Source organism: Mesorhizobium sp. UC74_2, assembly GCF_042701485.1.
Lineage (GTDB): Bacteria > Pseudomonadota > Alphaproteobacteria > Rhizobiales > Rhizobiaceae > Mesorhizobium.
In genome coordinates this window covers 532,182-548,113 of sequence record NZ_CP170562.1, presented here as the reverse complement: position 1 = coordinate 548,113, position 15,932 = coordinate 532,182, and the positions used below count along the sequence as shown (strand labels likewise).

Below are 15,932 nucleotides of genomic sequence, written 5' to 3'. Positions count from 1 at the left end.
CTATTCACCAGCCCGGTTGAGCAGCAATTGCAGCAGCGCCCTGACGGGTGAACCCGTCGCACCTACGGACCATGGTTCAAAGCCTTGATCGAGGTAGGCACTCGACCCGTTGTCGACATGCGCCCAGGCGGCATTGCCGGCAAATGTGCGCAGATAGGTGGCGGCCAGCTGACCGCTGTCCGGCACCGACAAGGGCGCGTTGGCGATGTCGGCGACCTTTGATTCGATCAGGCGCTCATATTCGGCCCTGAGTGGCAATCGCCAGCCTGGCTCGCCGGCAAGTTCGCCGGCGTCACAGAGCGCATCGGCGAGCGCGGTCGATGTCGACCAGCATCCCCACAGCAAAGGGCCAACGCCACCGCCATCGGTGAGCGTGCCGACATCGACGATCTCTCCAACGCCATTCCTGGCGAGGTGGGCAATCGCATCCGCCAGGACCAGGCGGCCCTCGCAATCGGTATCGACAACTTCTGTCTTGCGGCCGTCGGGATGGCCAACGACATCGCCGGGACGCAACGCGTGGCCGCCCGGCATGTTTTCCGCCATCGGCAGCACAGCGGTGACATCGGGATCAAGACCGAGTTCGACGGCCGCGAAAATGGCGCCGGCTACCGCCGCCGCAGCAGCCATGTCAGCCTTCATCCAGGCAATCTCCTGCGCGTTGCGCTTGAGATTGATACCGCCGGAATCGAAGGTGATGCCCTTGCCGGCAAGGCCCAGCCCGGCCTTCTGTCGATCTGGATAAAGCCGCACGACGCGCGGTTTGTTGGCGCTGCCGCGACCGACAGCCTGCGTCGCCCCGAAACCGTGCTTCACGAGCTCGGCTTCGTCCCAGACTTCGACGGCAATATCCAACTGGCGCGCACGCTCGGCAACCACCTGCGCCAGACGCTCAGGCACAAGATCGCCACCCGGGGTCTCGACAAGATCGCGTACCCAGTTGACCGCCTTGCCGGCAGCCGTCCCGACCTCGAAAGCTCGTTTCAGTTTCGAGGCTTCAGCGATCAGAAGCTCGATCATCGTTTCCGTCTCGTCAGAACGGAAATGAGCACCGATCAGGCAAGCCTCGGCAGCCGCACGCACGACCAGCCCCGGATCGATGCCAAATCCGTTCAAGGCGATGACGGACGAACCTCTTTTGTGCAGGAAATGCGCTGCAGGCATGAGGGCATCGCGCAAAGTGTTTGCGGAAAAAGCGTCGCGTGCTCCGACACCGACCAGAAGCACCGCCGGTTCGTTCGAAGCCGGCACCAGGAGCGCCGAAAGCTGTCCGACCTTGCCCTGGAAAGATGGATCAAGGCGCAGCACATGACGGGCAAATTGCCCGCCATGTGCCGCCTTCCCCGCCAACTCGGCATCGGCAACTTCAAAACCATGGGCTCCCGCAAAAGCAGGCATCACCAGAATGTCTGCCTTGGCCAGAACGGACGGCTCGCTGCCGAAGCGTAGGGTGGTCATGCTACTTCACCTTGTGGACGTTCATCAGCGTTTCGGTCGACAGATTGTTGACCGAACCGACGAGAGGCGAAAGCACGAACCCTTCCCATTTCGGGCTATGGGCCTCGATGACGTTGGGATAGTTGAGCACGATGTAGGGGCGAGCCTCGAAGATGTGCTTCTGCATCGCGGAAATCTCGGCCCGGCGCTCCTTGCTGTCGAGCAGCGTGCCCTGTTTCAGGTACATCTTGTCGTAGTCCGCATTGCAGTAGCCGCTGTCGCTGTTGCCGCCGCGAGCGGCGCAGGCGACAATACTCAGCATGAAGTCCGGCTCCACCGGCGGCACCCAGCTCCACATCGCGAAATCATAGTCGAGATATTTGGCCTCGGGAGCCTGGATGGCTTCGGTCGCGGCACCCGGATCCATCTTGCGCTGGGTGATCTCGATGCCGATCTTCTTGAAGCCGGCCTGGATGATCTGGAAGGCACGATCGCCGGTGCCGTTCTCTTCCGTCGGGAAAATCACTTCATAGGCCATGCGCCTGCCATCGACGACGCGAATGCCATCGCCGCCCTTCTTGTAACCCTTCTCGTCCAATATCTGGTTTGCCTTGTCGGTATCGTAGGGCAGCGGCTTGATGGCCTCGTCATGGTAGCCGCTTGCCGGTGCCACGATGGTTGAACCGGGCGTCGAGAAGCCAAGCCAGACGATCTTGTCGATCGTTTCCCGGTCGATGGCGTACTCCAGGGCCTCGCGCACCTTCGGGTCGAGCAACTCACGGTTCTTCGGCTTGTCTGCACTCGTGTTGATGATCAGCGTCTTCATGCCGACACCCGGTCCGCTCAAAACGGTCATCCCGGCCTTCTTCAGGGTCTCGACGGATGTCGGTGGCGTCTGCTCGCCGATCATGTCGAGCTTGTCGGTGACAAGCGCGGTGATCATGGCATCGTCATTGGCAAAGAACTGCAGGCCGAAACCGTCGATCACCGGCTTCTTCTCGCCCCACCAGTTCGGATTGCGGGCGAAAAGCGCGATCTGCTCATTTTCGTGTTTGGTCAGCATGAAAGGACCGCCCGCGACCACGGGAGCCGCATTCGGGAAGGTCGAGATCTGCTCGCCATTGCCCTCCGTCAGTGGCTCCCAGATGTGCTGCGGCAGAACCGGCAGCGCCTGCAGTTGCGTCAGCACATTGGCGACCGGCAAGGCGTAGGTCAGCACCAGCGTGTTGTCGTCCGCGGCCTTGGCATCCTCCATATGAGCGACCCAGCCGGCCAGCTTGCCGGTGGCACCGCTTTGGAACTTGCGGATCAGATTGAAGGTGAAGGCCGCATCCTTCGCCGTGAGCGGCTCGCCGTCGGACCATTTTGCGTTCGGAACGGTATGGAAAGTCCAGACCTTGCCGTCTGCAGACGTCTCCCATTTGGTCGCGAAGGACGGCACGATCTCGAGCTTGGCATCATATTCAGTCAGGTGTGGGTACACATACTGATAAAACACTGAGCTGTAATCGGAGTCCGAGACAAACGGATTGAGCGAGTCGATCGGTTGTGTCGCACCGATACGCAGGATCTCAGCCGCTGAAGCTGAAGGTATGGCGGGCGCCTGAAAAATGGCTGTTGCCGCGACTGCTGCGGCGATCGCCAGGGCGCGGATATTCCAACTCTGGTGAGGTTTCTTTTTCATTGTGGTCTCCCGAGACGCAAGATTCTCCAAAATGGGGACTTGCCTCATATTCAGGCTACTGAGTATGATGAGTACATGTCAAGTCGCTTGGGAGGAGCAGAGGCGTTGCGGGGATCGGCCTATATCTGGAAGCGGATAGTTTTCGCTGTCGTCACGGTTTTTGTGGCCCTGACGCTCAATTTCATTCTGTTCCGCGTGCTTCCCGGAGGGCCGGTCAGCCAGATCTCGCGCGTCCCGAACGCCTCGCCTGCCTTGAAGCAGGCTCTTACCGCGCAGTTCGGCCTCGACAAGCCGCTGTGGGAACAATACCTGCTTTATCTCCAGCAGACGCTGCAGGGCAATTTCGGCGTTTCCTACATGAACCGGCAGCCGGTGTTCGACAACCTTGTCGAGGCATTTGGCAACACCATTCCCATGGTTGCGACGGGCACGATCCTTGCCCTGACACTCGGCGTGATTGTCGGCGTCATTTCAGCGGTACGCCGCGGCAGCATGACCGATCATCTCAGCACCAACATCGCCGTCCTGTTCTACGCCTTCCCCACGCAGTTCCTCGGCATGATGCTGCTCATCATATTCGCCGGTGTCCTGCCCTCGGCCGGCATGAACGACCCGTTCGCCATGGGCGGTTCGGGATGGGATACCTTCCTCGACACGCTGAAGCACATGGTGCTGCCGGTCACGACATTGGCCCTGACGCTCTATGCGGAGAACGCGTTGATCGTGCGTTCCGCGATGCTGGAAACGCTCGGCGAGGATTACATCCTGACGGCAAAGGCCAAGGGTGTGCCGCGGCGCAGGCTGATCCGCGCACACGCCTTGCGCAACGCCATGCTGCCGATCGTCACCATGGTGGCGATGTCGCTTGGCGCGGTCGTCACCGGCTCCATCCTCATCGAGGTCATCTTCTCCTGGCCGGGCATCGGTCGGGCTCTCTACACGGCCGTGCTCAAGCGCGACTACCCGATGCTTCAGGGTGGGTTCCTGGCCATCACCGTGGTGGTGATCACCTTCAACCTCATCGCCGACCTCATCTACTACAAGCTCGATCCCCGGATAACGACATGACCCTTTCCTTGCCTGGGCCAGCCGCCCCGGAAGCCGAGACCCGGCTCGGCTTCTGGCCGATGTTGAACGACGTGCTGCACCAGCGCGCCGCGCTTGCCGGCCTTGCCATCGTCGGCATCTTCGTCCTGCTCGGACTTATCTCGCCGCTGATCGAGCCCTACAGCGTGCATGAAGCCACCTGCGCGGTGTTCGAACCACCATCCCGGCAACATTGGTTCGGTTGCGACGACGGCGGCATTGACGTGTTCAGCCTTGTGCTGCGCGGAGGCCGCATCTCGATGATCGTCGGCGCGACCGCAACCCTCATCGCCATAGGCATCGGCGCGACCGTCGGCATCCTGTCGGGCTATTTCGGCGGCTGGGTGGATACGGTGCTGATGCGCATCACCGACTATTTCCTGGTCATCCCGCAGATCGTGCTGATGATCGTGATCGCGGCGGTCTGGGGCCCGAGCCTCTCCCATGTCATCATCGTCATCGGCGCGCTGATGTGGACGAGCACCGCGCGCCTCATCCGCGCCCAGGTCAAGAGCCTGCGCGAGCGGGTCTACGTGAAACGCGTCGAGGCCCTCGGCGCCAGCCACTTCCACATCATCATTCGCCATATCCTGCCGCAGATCGGACCACTGCTGGTCGCCAACACCGTGCTGGCCATTACCGTCGCCATCTTCAACGAGACCGCGCTGGCATTCCTCGGGCTATCCGATCCGACCGCGATCACCTGGGGCACCATCATGGAACACGCGTTCGACCGCGCCGCCGTCAGCAGCGGGGCCTGGTGGGCGATCGTCCCCGCCGGCGTTGCCGTCGCCGTGCTGATCATGGGCTGCTACATGCTGGGCCGCTCGATCGAGGACGGGCTCAATCCACGCCTCAAGGTCTCATATCTCTCACTGCATGGCTGGAAGCTGCGCCCGCTTGTCGGGCGTGGGCCGGATGCTATCTGACAAGGAATTCCAGCTTGAGCAGCGCCTTCGCTATCCAAGACCTGAACATCTGGTTCGGCGCCAACACCGGTAACGGCCGCGCCGAATTCCACGTGGTCAAGAACGTCAACCTGGAACTCGCCCCCGGCGAGCGTCTCGGACTCGTCGGCGAATCCGGATCCGGCAAGACCACCACCATTCTGGCAGCGATGGGACTGCTGCCGGCAAATGCGGAAGTCTCCGGGCGTATCCTGCTGAACGGAACCGATATGCTGCGCAGCGGAGAAACCAGCGTCGCACCTCACCGCTGGAAAGACATCGCCATGGTCTTCCAGGGCGCCATGAGCGCCTTCAATCCGGTACGGACCATCGGCTGGCAGATCGCTGAAGCCATGCAGATGCATGGCGTTGCGCGCGGCGTCGCCATGACCCGCAGGATCGGTGAATTGCTGGAACTGGTCGGCATCCCCGCCGACCATGCTACACGCTTCCCGCATCAGTTGTCCGGCGGCATGCGCCAACGCGCCATGATCGCCATGGCCCTGGCATGTGAGCCGAAGGTGCTGCTTGCCGATGAGCCGACAACGGCCCTCGACGTCATGGTGCAGGACCAGGTGATGAAGCTGCTGGTGCGCTTGAGCAAGGAGTTGAACCTCGCGCTCGTGCTCGTCACGCATGACCTCGCCATCGTTGCGCAAAGCTGCCACCGAGCAGCAGTCATGCTGAAAGGCGAGGTCGTCGAACAGGGAGAGGTCGGCGACCTCTATCATCGCCCAAAGCATGAGTACACGCGCAAGCTTTTCGAGGCGACGCCGGATGTGTTCAGCACGCCGGAGGCTCCCGTAAGAACCTCCCCGGCATCAACGAAAACGGAGTCCGCATCGCCGCTGCTCGAAGTGCGAGACATCAGCGTATCCTATCCGCGCGTCCGCAGCTTCCGCGATGTGATGCGCGGGGTTGAACCCCAAGCGCCTTCCGCCGTCGAGAACGTCTCGCTGCGCGTCGAGCGCGGCGAAATGGTCGCATTGGTCGGACAGTCCGGCAGCGGCAAGACCACGACGCTGCAGGCCATCCTCGGCATGGTCAAGGCGCGCTCCGGATCCATCCATCTCAATGGCCGCGACGTCACCAGCCTGACCAGCGGGCAGTGGCGACCGCTGCGCCGCCAGGTGCAGATGATCTATCAGGACCCGTACGAATCCCTCGACCTGCGCTACCGCGTGCGTTCCACGGTCGAGGAGCCATTGCGTGTCCACGGCATCGGCCTCACGGCCAGGGAACGCGATGACCTGATCCATGCGGCTCTCGAACGCGTCGGCCTGACCCCGGTCGAACGCTATCTCAACCGCTTTCCGCATGAACTGTCGGGTGGCCAGCGCCAGCGCGTGGCGATCGCCTCCGCGATCGTACTCAAGCCTGAACTGCTTCTTGCGGACGAACCGGTGTCCATGCTGGACGTGTCGGTGCGTGCCGGGGTGCTAGAACTTCTCGACGAATTGCGCACCGACGCCAGGATGGGCATCCTGATGATCACGCATGATCTCTCGACTGCGGCGCATTATGCGGACCGCATTGCCGTCATGCATCAAGGCAGGATCGTGGAAGAAGGTGCCGCTTCAGCGGTGGTCCGTTCGCCGAGGGCCGACTACACGCGGGCGCTGCTCGCCAGCATCCCCCACCCGGATCCGAACCGCTCCACCCTGGCCGACCTATCGACCTGAACGGCCAGCCGCCTTAATCGGAGACGCCGGTTTGCCGCCGTGGAGCGGCAGCACCACCCATTGTTTCATGTCGTTCGGCTGCAAGAGATGCCGGCTTCCGGAGCCCGAGGTGTAGAATACAAAATCCGAGGCCTTATAGGTTTGCTGGTAGCAGTCGAAAGCCTTGCCGTCGGCGGTGAAGGAAACCCCCCTGATCCGCACGACCTGGTCACGCGGCCCAAGGTCCAGCGCCTCTCGCTCGGCAGCGGTCGGCTTGTCCACTTCCAGCGATTGTTCGGCGTAGTCGTCGCGCAGTCCGTAACGCTCGGCAAGCAGCGTGTAGAGCGAGTCGCCTGCCTGGAGATCACTCTCGTTGATGGCCGGGACAAGGCTTAGCGGCAGCACCGCCTGTTCCAGGATCGCCGGCGTTGTCCGGAGGCTGCGTCGCCGCACGATCTCCCAAACGGGCTGGCCGACCTCGATCGACAGCGCCTTGGCGATTTCCGGCCCGGGCAAGCCGACGTTGATGGCGAGCACTTCCGTGGCGAGTTCCGGCCCGCCGGATGGCGAGAGCGTTTCCAGAAGACGCCCGGTTCTGCTCGGCTCGCTGACGATGCGATCCTTGGCGACGAAGGTGCCTATCCCCTGGTGGCGATGGATCTTGCCGGCATGCTCCAGCTTGTCGAGGGCGTGTCGCACCGAAATCAGGCTGACGCCGGTCAGCCTGGCGAGTTCGGTCGAACTCGGCAGCTTGTCACCGCCGGTCAGATTGTTCCTGGCGATGAAATCGAGGATCCAGTCATAGACATGCAGGTAGCGGAGTTTCCGCTCCTCGCTCTCCTGGGATGCGATCTGTCTTTGCCTTTGAGCCAAAGCCACTACCTCGGCATGTTGGTGGACAAATTGGTGTCTGCTCCCGGTTGGACAACAGCCTTCGGTCAACAGTGTATAGCTGTCATACTGAGAACGACAAGCTGATGCTAGAGCGTTTCCGTTCTTGACGGAAACACGAAAACGCTCCGGCTCTTTGTTTTTTACGCAGGTCCGCACGGAAAACCGCTACGCACTTTTCCTGGAATTGCTCTGGTGAGCGCATATCCATCAGGAAAAGTTCAAGCCAGAGCAAGCAATTGTCGGTCGGCTTGAGTACGATTTGGCCGCGCTCAGACCCTTTCGAGTGCGATGGCGATGCCCTGTCCGACACCGATGCACATGGTGGCGAGCGCGAGGCGGGCGTTGCGTTCCTTCAACTCCAGCGCCGCCGTGCCGGTGATGCGGGCTCCGCTCATGCCGAGCGGATGGCCGAGCGCGATGGCACCGCCATTCGGGTTGATGTGGCCGGCGTCGTCCGGCAGCCCGAGTTCGCGCAGCACCGCGAGACCCTGCGCCGCGAACGCCTCGTTGAGCTCGACCACGTCGAAGTCCCGTGGTGTCAGGTTGAGCCGGGCGCAGAGCTTCTTCGTCGCCGGCACCGGTCCGATGCCCATGATGCGCGGTTCGACACCGGCCGTGGCCGCGCCCAGCACGCGGGCGATCGGAGTGAGGCCATATTTGGCGATGGCTGCTTCCGAAGCCACGATCAGCGCCGCAGCGCCATCATTGACGCCAGATGCATTGCCCGCCGTCACCGTGCCGCCTTCCTTGCGGAATGGGGTTCCAAGCCTGGCCAGGGTCTCGACGGTGGTGCCGGCACGCGGATGCTCGTCCTGTGCCACCACGATCGCATCACCCTTTCGCTGCGGGATGGTGACGGGAACGATTTCCCTGGCCAGCCGGCCATTGGCCTGTGCCGCCACCGCCTTGTCCTGGCTGCGCACCGCAAAGGCATCCTGGTCGGCCCGGCTGACGGAGAACTGCTCGGCGACGTTCTCAGCCGTCTCCGGCATGGAATCGATGCCGTACTGCTTCTTCATCAGCGGATTGACGAAGCGCCAGCCGATGGTGGTGTCGTGGATCTCGGCATGGCGTGAGAAGGCGGTCTCGGCCTTGGGCATGACGAAGGGGGCACGGCTCATCGATTCCACGCCGCCGGCGATCATCAGTTCGGCCTCGCCGGCCTTGATGGCGCGGGCGGCGATGGCCACCACATCCATGCCAGAGCCGCACAGCCTGTTGACGGTCGAACCCGGCACCGAGACCGGCAGGCCGGCCAGGAGCGCTGCCATGCGGGCGACGTTGCGGTTGTCCTCGCCGGCCTGGTTGGCGCAGCCATAATAGACGTCGTCGACCGCTGCCCAGTCGATCCCGGCATTGCGCGCCACCAGTGCCCTGATCGGCTCGGCACCGAGATCATCCGCACGAACTGAGGCAAGAACCCCGCCGAACCGGCCGATCGGCGTGCGAACATAATCGCAGATATACGCTTCGCTCATGTTAGACCTCCGGAACGTTCAGCATGCCGATGTCACCCTCGACCAGCAGTTCCGCACCGGTGAGTGCCTGCAATTCATCGAAGCTGAAGGCAGGTAGTTTTTCCCGCAGGACGAAGCGGGAATTCACGATGTCGATGACGGCAAGGCTGGTGTAGACACGCGTCACGCAGCCCACCCCGGTCAGCGGCAGGCTGCAGCGCTTGACCAGCTTGGGCTTGCCATCCTTGGTCACGTGATCCGTTATGACGGCAACGCGCTTGGCGCCATGCACCAGATCCATGGCGCCGCCAACCGCCGGCACTCCTTTCGGACCTGTGCTCCAGTTGGCGAGATCGCCTGTTTCGGCAACCTCATAGGCCCCCAGGATCGCCACATCGAGATGGCCGCCGCGCACCATGGCGAAGCTGTCGGCGTGATGGAAGAAGGAGGCACCGGGCTTCAACGTCACCGCCTTCTTGCCGGCATTGATCAGATCCCAATCCTCCTCCCCCGCCGCCGGCGCTTCGCCGAAGTTGAGAATGCCGTTCTCCGTGTGGAAGATCGCCGCGTGTCCGGATGGCTGGAACTGCGCCACCATCTCGGGAAAGCCTATGCCGAGATTGACATAGGCACCGTCTTCGATGTCCTGCGCCGCCCGCCAGGCGATTTGGGCGTTGGTGAGTTTCATGCGTATTCCACTCCCTGCCTGATCAGCGCCTCTTCCTGTGCGGCGTCGGTGACCCTGACGACGTGATCAACGAAGATCCCGGGCGTCACCACATGCTCGGGATCGACGCCACCGGGCTCGACGATGGCATGTGCCTGCACCACGGTCGTGCGTGCCGCCATCGCCATCAATGGCGAGAAGTTGCGCGCCGCCTTGCGGTAAGTGAGATTGCCATGGCGGTCGGCCAAATCGGCCTTGATCAACGCCACATCGGCCTTCAGCCAACGCTCCTGCACATAGCTGCGGCCTTCGAATTCGGCGACCGGCTTGCCGGCGGCAAGTTCGGTGCCATAGCTCGTAGGCGTATAGAATGCCGGAATGCCGGCACCGCCGGCGCGAATGCGCTCGGCGAGTGTGCCTTGCGGCACAAGTTCCAGCTCTATTTCGCCCGCAAGGTATTTTTCGGTGAAGGCGCGCGGGTCGGACGAGCGCGGGAACGAACACACCATCTTCGCCACCATGCCTTCATCGATCATGGCGGCGATGCCGATACGACCGTTGCCGGCATTGTTGTTGATCACAGTCAGCCGTCCGGGGCTTCTTGTCGCCCGGAAACGATCGATGAGCGCATGGATAAGCTCGATCGGCGCACCCGCGCCGCCGAAGCCGCCGATCATTACGGTCGCGCCATCCTCGACAACGGCTACCGCCTCGGCCAGATCGGCCACTATCTTGTCCATGCTGTCCTCTCAATAGGGTGGCCGCAGTATGCGACAATCGGGAGTTCCTTCAACGCGATTTGTGCGATATCGTGTTTTTGTTGACTATTCGCACAAATGAGTATGCGTGGAAGTGAAGCGATGCCTCTCCCGGAACGCGACATCATGGGCGGACTGGCCAAAGGCCTGTCCGTCATCGAGACCTTCACGGCCGAACGTCCGCGGCAGTCGATATCGGAGGTTTCCGTCGCATCGGGGCTTGACCGAGCTACCGCGCGACGCTGCCTGCTGACGCTCGCCCATCTCGGCTACGCCGACTATGACGGCAAGTTTTTCACCCTGACGCCTCGGGTGCTGCGGCTGGGCACCGCCTGCCTTGCCACCATGCCGCTTCCACAACTGGTGCAGCCCCTGCTCGACAGCCTGTCCGAACAGCTCGGCGAGAGTTCCTCTGTCTCGATCCTCGACGGGACCGATATCGTCTATGTGGCGCGCGCGGCCCAAAAGAAAGTAATGTCTATCGGCCTCATGCCGGGCTCCCGCCTGCCCGCCTATTGTACTTCTATGGGCCGGGTGCTGCTTGCAGCCCTACCCGAAGCTGCAGCCGGAGAAATCCTCTCCCGGGCGCCACTGACGGCTCGGACCAGCCATACCCTTACCGATCCGGAAGCGCTCGTTGCAGAATTCGCGCGGGTCAGGCTGCAAGGTCACGCGATCGTCGATCAGGAAGTTGAGCTTGGGCTGCGCTCGATCGCCGTCCCACTCTACAATTCGCGCGGCCAGACGGTCGCGGCGATGAATGTCGGCGTCGCGGCTTCGCGGACGGAAGCCAGCGAGATGGCGCGCCTCTATCTTCCCGCGATGACCGGCGTCCAGGCGGAATTGCGCGGGCTGATGCGCTGACAGAACCTCGCGACGGGCCAAGCGGCCCGCCACGGTCTTTTGCAGGTCTGGAGATAACCCGCAAAAAAGAACAGCCCTATTTCGGCAGGTCGTGTACCCATTTCGAAATGGCTTCGGCAACAGCAGCCGGCTGTTCGGGGATCAGCGCATGCGAGGCATTGGGCACGGTGACCGTGGTCACGCGCTCGCCCAACTGCTTGCGCAATTCGTCCCAACGGTCACGCGGCTTGAACGGATCTTCCTCGGGAATGATCTCGAGGATGGGCGCGGTGCCGGCGGCCCACCACACTTTCCTCGGCACCGGCTTTTCCGACTGCATCGCGGTGACTTCCGGATACCAGCCTTTCAGCCAGCCGCTCGCGTCGTGGCCCTTGGCAAAGAAGGCACCCTTCAACGCGGCCAGACGCTGCTCGTCCGGCAGGCTGAGATTGCCGGCAAAATCGGGCGCCCACCAGACAAGCGGGTTGCGTTCAGCCGTATCGCTGGCCGACCCCGCCGCAACGACGACACCGCGCACCTTTTCGGGATAGCGGGTCGCAGTCATGCGGGCAACGAAATGGCCATAGGCATGGCCGGCGACGACGGCGCGTCCATCGCCCAGGGCATCGATGACATTGGCAACGTCCTGCGCGAAATCATAGAGATCCACGCCCTTCATCGGACCGACCGACCTGCCAATTCCACGCGGCTGGGGCCGGAGAACCTTGAAGCCATCGGCAGCCAGTGTCTTCGAGAGCTGGTCATAGTCGCCATAACTGTCCCTGCCTTGCGACGGCAGCAGGACGACAGCCGGTCCCTTGCCTTGGACTAGCACCTCGATGGCGACATTTTTGTTGGTGACGATTTCCGTTTGTGCCGGTCCGCTTTCCTCTGCCATGAGGACAGCCGGCATGGCGGACAGCAACATGGCCGATAAGGCTAAGGAAAGAAAACCAGTTCGCGACATTCCCCTCATCTGCTTTCTCCTGGTCTGTTTGAGATTGTAAACATGACAGCGTGCCCGCGTTGCCGAATGGTCATCGCCGGGCAACAGCTGCCCTTCGACCGAACAGAGCCGTTCGTGACCCCATTCGCGTCAGAAGCACGCGCTTGCTTGTTTGCTGAAAACTCCAGCTCCGTTGCAATATTTTAGTTGATAATGTGAACTACATCGTTCACATTATCAACTAAATGTCAACTGCCGCGGCAGTGGCCACGCAACCCGAAGCATCTCAGTCATGTCACGCACCCAACCCATCGCGCGAAGGCAACTTGCGCTCCAGACTCTCGCGAGCACCTCCCAAGTCCTCGGCTTGACATCCAGCAAATCGGGAGTCATTCAAACGGGTGCTAGGAGACTTCCTGGCGCCGCGCCCGAAAAGGCGGCGGTGCGATTTTCAAGGATTTCAGACCGGCGGATGTCATGGCGCTTAGCCACGACAGCCGCCGGTTTTTCGTTTTGGAGGACTGGTCAGTGACCCAGACGCAGAACCGGCAACCGTCCGGCTCTCCCGACATCGCGCCCACCATTTGCGCAGCGCTCGATCGCGCGGCAGCACTCCGACCAACGACCGAAGCTCTGGTCGGCAATGGCGACCGGATTGCGTTCGACCGACTGCGGAGCGAAAGCCTGAAGGTGGCCCGTGGTCTTGTCGCCTCGGGCATCCGCCATGGCGACCATGTCGCGATCTGCGCCGGCAACAGCGTCGAATGGGCAATCCTGTTCCACGGCATCGTGCGGGTCGGCGCGGTTTGCGTGCCAGTCAACACGCGCCTGACGCCAGGCGAGATCCGCACGCAACTCGAACGCGCCGATGCGCGGATGTTGCTGACGGTCGATAGCCTGCTGAAGATCGACTTCACAGCAATGTTGCGCGAGATCTGCCCGACGATCGATGCGGCGCTGCCGTCTCCCGAGCTGCCGCTTCTGTCGGACATTGTCGTCATCGGCGATACGGCACCGGCAACCTGCCGGCTCTATGCCGAATTCCTCGTCAGTGGTGAGGGCATCGAGCTCCCGCCCCTGCCCGATCCGGACGATGTCGCGCTGATCCAGTTCACATCCGGCTCGACCTCCTTCCCGAAGGCGGTGCTGCTTACCCATGCCAACATGGTGACCGATGCCCATTTCCTCGGCAAACGTATGGGTGCTCGCGAAGGGGACCGTTATCTGTCGGCCCGTCCCTTCTTCCACGTTGCCGGTTCGACGCTCGCGGTCGTGCTTTCCGCCGTGCATGCGATCACGCTCGTGACCATGCACCGCTTCACCGGCGAGGAAGCGCTTCGTCTGATCCGCGAAGAAGCCTGTACCCTCACCTCGGGCAACGACACCATGTATCTGATGATGCTGGGCAGCCCGGACTTCGAACCGCTCTCCTACACGCTTCGTGGCGGATGGGCGGCGATAAGCCCGGCGATCATGCGGCGCGCGGTCGAGGAATTCGGCGCAGGCCAGACCGTCACCGGCTATGGCCTGTCCGAGGCATCGCCCAACATCATGGCCTCCGATCACACCGATCCTGTGGAAGAGCGCATCGCCGGCTGGATGCGCCCGCACTCCGGCCTGGAAGTCCGCATCTGTGAACCGGAGAGCGGTGCCGAACTGGCTCACGGTCAGAAGGGCGAAATCCGCGTGCGCGGCTGGTGCGTGATGAAAGGCTACTACCGCGACGAACAGGCGACGCGCGAGACGATGACAGCCGACGGTTTCCTCAAGACCGGCGACATGGGCGTCATGCGCGAAGACGGTCGCGTCACCTTTGTCGGGCGTCTCAAGGAGATCATTCGTGTCGGCGGCGAAAATGTCGCGCCGGCCGATATCGAGGACGTGCTGATCGGCCATCCCAAGATCCGCCAGGCGCAGGTTTTTGCGCTGCCCGATCCACGGCTTATCGAGGTGCCCGGCGCCTATGTCGTGCCGCGCGAAGGCGAGACGGTGACCGCCGACGAGGTTCTGGCCTGGGTCAAGCCGAGGCTCGCCGGCTTCAAGCTGCCGAAATATCTCGCTGTCATCGAAAGCTTCGACATCGTCGGCCTCACCGCGAGCTCGAAGGTGCCCAAACGCCTGCTGATCGAGCATGCCAGACGTCATTTCGGCCTCGACGAAAGGGAGAAGGCTTCGTGAGCACCCGTTTCACCAGGACATTCGGCGTCGCCCAGCCCATCGTGCAGGCAGGGATGAGCTGGGCTTCGTCCAATCCCGCACTGCCCGCCGCCGTCTCCAACGCTGGCGGACTCGGCGTGCTTGCAGCCGGCCCGATGTTTATCGAGGACTTTCGCAAGGCGCTGAGAACCCTGAAGGCAGCAACCGACAAGCCCTTCGCAGTCAACGTGCCACTTTACCGGCCGCAGGCCGACGAAATCCTCGACATCCTCATCGAGGAAGAAGCGCCGATCCTTATCGCATCGCAGGGTGGCCCGAAGAAATACCTATCCCGTTTCCAGACCGCCGGCATCAAGTGCATCCACGTCGTCGCTTCGGAGGCCCACGCGCTCAAAGCGCTCGAGGCCGGTGTCGATGCCATCGTCGCCGTCGGCGGCGAAGCCGGCGGTCATCCACCGCCCGACCAGGTCTCGACACTGGTGCTGGTCCGCGCGATCGCCAAGGCAGCACCGGAAGCAGTCCTGATTGCAGGCGGCGGCGTCGCCGATGGCGCGGGCATTGTTGCCATGCTCGCGCTCGGGGCGGACGCGGTGCAGCTCGGCACGCGCTATCTCGCGACCAAGGAGGCGAGCGTGCACGAGGCCTACAAGCAAAAAGTCCTCGCGGCAGGGATAGCCGACACGGCATTGGTTGGCAGCGGCATGAGCCCGATCCGCATGGTCCGCAACGATTTCTCCGCGCGGTTCCTCGAGGCCGAAGCCGCCGGTGCCGGTATCGAGGCACGCCGGGCGATGTTTGCCACCAGCTCGCTCAAGCTCGCGGCCCTCGACGGTGATGTCACCAACGGCAAGATCGAGGCCGGCCAGAGTGCCGGGCTCATCGACGACCTCCCCGGAGCGGAAGAACTGACGCTGCGCCTGATCGCGGAATACCGCTCAGCCCTTGCCCGCCTGACGGGCCTCGACATAGCGCTGGAAAGCCGCCTGGAGCGCCGTCTGCAGGGAGTTCTTTGACGGCGTATGGATACGGTTTTCTATCATCGCGATGAGCCCTTCGAGCCCGTCGGTCAGGCGATAGCCCAGCACCGTGCGGCGGAAGAAGTCACGCGCCAGGTCGGTTACGAATGTCGCGTCGGCCGCGACGATCTCGTGGGTCTTCAAGTCGATCTCCAGCACGACACCGATCCAGGTCATGGTTTCCGACATGCCGGTACCACGCGGCGCCTGAGCGTAGCCGCTGACGAGTACGGTGCGGTTCTCGCTCATGTCATCTCCCTCCCGGTTCGTTTGTCGCGAAAAGAAACAATCACATCCGGCATGTCAACGCATTCGCCAGCGTCGCGAAATGCCGCGGACGCAGCAGCCGCATGAACGACTTCCGCGCCACATCAGGAGC

14 protein-coding genes are annotated in these 15,932 nt (G+C 62.6%); 6 read left to right on the top strand and 8 right to left on the bottom strand.

What is annotated here, in order from left to right; all coding sequences use genetic code 11:
- On the bottom strand, positions 1-1,458 hold the full coding sequence (locus tag ACFJIU_RS02665; protein ID WP_379067248.1) for a leucyl aminopeptidase family protein: 1,458 nt from the start codon (positions 1,456-1,458) through the stop codon (positions 1-3).
- A 1-nt stretch (position 1,459) separates the two neighbouring features.
- A complete protein-coding gene (locus ACFJIU_RS02660) occupies positions 1,460-3,121 on the bottom strand; it encodes an ABC transporter substrate-binding protein (RefSeq protein ID WP_379067246.1) in 1,662 nt (553 codons plus the stop codon).
- A gap of 75 nt (positions 3,122-3,196) precedes the next feature.
- Here ACFJIU_RS02660 and ACFJIU_RS02655 point away from each other — a divergent pair, with 75 nt between their 5' ends.
- From ACFJIU_RS02655 to ACFJIU_RS02645, 3 genes are read left to right on the top strand one after another with little or no spacing between them, the layout of a single operon-like run.
- Positions 3,197-4,189: an ABC transporter permease gene (locus tag ACFJIU_RS02655; protein ID WP_379067244.1), complete on the top strand. Its 993-nt coding sequence runs from the start codon at positions 3,197-3,199 to the stop codon at positions 4,187-4,189.
- Positions 4,186-5,136: an ABC transporter permease gene (locus ACFJIU_RS02650; protein WP_379067242.1), complete on the top strand. Its 951-nt coding sequence runs from the start codon at positions 4,186-4,188 to the stop codon at positions 5,134-5,136. The genes ACFJIU_RS02655 and ACFJIU_RS02650 overlap by 4 nt, the downstream gene beginning before the upstream one ends.
- 14 nt (positions 5,137-5,150) lie before the next feature.
- Complete coding sequence (locus tag ACFJIU_RS02645) at positions 5,151-6,836, top strand: dipeptide ABC transporter ATP-binding protein (protein WP_379067240.1); 1,686 nt, start codon at positions 5,151-5,153, stop codon at positions 6,834-6,836.
- On the opposite strand, the gene ACFJIU_RS02640 is transcribed toward ACFJIU_RS02645, so the two are convergent.
- The 4 genes from ACFJIU_RS02640 to ACFJIU_RS02625 all read right to left on the bottom strand — a co-directional run bounded on the left by ACFJIU_RS02640 (position 6,825) and on the right by ACFJIU_RS02625 (position 10,573).
- Positions 6,825-7,688, bottom strand: a complete 864-nt coding sequence (locus ACFJIU_RS02640) for a GntR family transcriptional regulator (RefSeq protein WP_379067238.1) — start codon at positions 7,686-7,688, stop codon at positions 6,825-6,827. The genes ACFJIU_RS02645 and ACFJIU_RS02640 overlap by 12 nt on opposite strands.
- Positions 7,689-7,978: 290 nt before the next feature.
- Complete coding sequence (pcaF, locus tag ACFJIU_RS02635; protein ID WP_379067236.1) at positions 7,979-9,187, bottom strand: 3-oxoadipyl-CoA thiolase; 1,209 nt, start codon at positions 9,185-9,187, stop codon at positions 7,979-7,981.
- Between the two features lies 1 nt (position 9,188).
- Positions 9,189-9,854, bottom strand: coding sequence for a 3-oxoacid CoA-transferase subunit B (locus ACFJIU_RS02630; protein ID WP_379067234.1), 666 nt, complete (start codon positions 9,852-9,854; stop codon positions 9,189-9,191).
- Positions 9,851-10,573: a 3-oxoacid CoA-transferase subunit A gene (locus ACFJIU_RS02625; protein WP_379067232.1), complete on the bottom strand. Its 723-nt coding sequence runs from the start codon at positions 10,571-10,573 to the stop codon at positions 9,851-9,853. Before ACFJIU_RS02625 ends, ACFJIU_RS02630 begins: the two co-directional genes overlap by 4 nt.
- Before the next feature lie 120 nt (positions 10,574-10,693).
- On the opposite strand from ACFJIU_RS02625, the gene ACFJIU_RS02620 reads away from it, so the two are divergent.
- Positions 10,694-11,455, top strand: coding sequence for an IclR family transcriptional regulator C-terminal domain-containing protein (locus tag ACFJIU_RS02620; protein ID WP_379067230.1), 762 nt, complete (start codon positions 10,694-10,696; stop codon positions 11,453-11,455).
- Between the two features lie 76 nt (positions 11,456-11,531).
- Here ACFJIU_RS02620 and ACFJIU_RS02615 read toward each other — a convergent pair whose 3' ends face one another.
- Positions 11,532-12,332, bottom strand: coding sequence for an alpha/beta fold hydrolase (locus ACFJIU_RS02615; protein WP_379067228.1), 801 nt, complete (start codon positions 12,330-12,332; stop codon positions 11,532-11,534).
- Positions 12,333-12,908: 576 nt separating this feature from the next.
- Here ACFJIU_RS02615 and ACFJIU_RS02610 point away from each other — a divergent pair.
- A complete protein-coding gene (locus tag ACFJIU_RS02610) occupies positions 12,909-14,558 on the top strand; it encodes a class I adenylate-forming enzyme family protein (RefSeq protein ID WP_379067226.1) in 1,650 nt (549 codons plus the stop codon).
- The gene (locus ACFJIU_RS02605) at positions 14,555-15,550 is read left to right on the top strand and encodes an NAD(P)H-dependent flavin oxidoreductase (protein ID WP_379067224.1); all 996 of its coding nucleotides are present in this window, start codon (positions 14,555-14,557) and stop codon (positions 15,548-15,550) included. Before ACFJIU_RS02610 ends, ACFJIU_RS02605 begins: the two co-directional genes overlap by 4 nt.
- On the opposite strand, the gene ACFJIU_RS02600 is transcribed toward ACFJIU_RS02605, so the two are convergent.
- Complete coding sequence (locus ACFJIU_RS02600; protein WP_379067222.1) at positions 15,473-15,802, bottom strand: DUF3870 domain-containing protein; 330 nt, start codon at positions 15,800-15,802, stop codon at positions 15,473-15,475. The genes ACFJIU_RS02605 and ACFJIU_RS02600 overlap by 78 nt on opposite strands.
- Between the last annotated feature and the right edge of the window lie 130 nt (positions 15,803-15,932).

Coding starts and splice junctions, on each gene's coding strand:
- ACFJIU_RS02650 (WP_379067242.1), top strand. CDS start 4,186: ATGACCCTTTCCTTGCCTGGGCCAGCCGCCCCGGAAGCCGAGACCCGG.
- ACFJIU_RS02620 (WP_379067230.1), top strand. CDS start 10,694: ATGCCTCTCCCGGAACGCGACATCATGGGCGGACTGGCCAAAGGCCTG.
- pcaF (WP_379067236.1), bottom strand. CDS start 9,187: ATGAGCGAAGCGTATATCTGCGATTATGTTCGCACGCCGATCGGCCGG.
- ACFJIU_RS02615 (WP_379067228.1), bottom strand. CDS start 12,332: ATGGCAGAGGAAAGCGGACCGGCACAAACGGAAATCGTCACCAACAAA.
- ACFJIU_RS02665 (WP_379067248.1), bottom strand. CDS start 1,458: ATGACCACCCTACGCTTCGGCAGCGAGCCGTCCGTTCTGGCCAAGGCA.
- ACFJIU_RS02625 (WP_379067232.1), bottom strand. CDS start 10,573: ATGGACAAGATAGTGGCCGATCTGGCCGAGGCGGTAGCCGTTGTCGAG.
- ACFJIU_RS02630 (WP_379067234.1), bottom strand. CDS start 9,854: ATGAAACTCACCAACGCCCAAATCGCCTGGCGGGCGGCGCAGGACATC.
- ACFJIU_RS02660 (WP_379067246.1), bottom strand. CDS start 3,121: ATGAAAAAGAAACCTCACCAGAGTTGGAATATCCGCGCCCTGGCGATC.
- ACFJIU_RS02655 (WP_379067244.1), top strand. CDS start 3,197: ATGTCAAGTCGCTTGGGAGGAGCAGAGGCGTTGCGGGGATCGGCCTAT.
- ACFJIU_RS02600 (WP_379067222.1), bottom strand. CDS start 15,802: ATGAGCGAGAACCGCACCGTACTCGTCAGCGGCTACGCTCAGGCGCCG.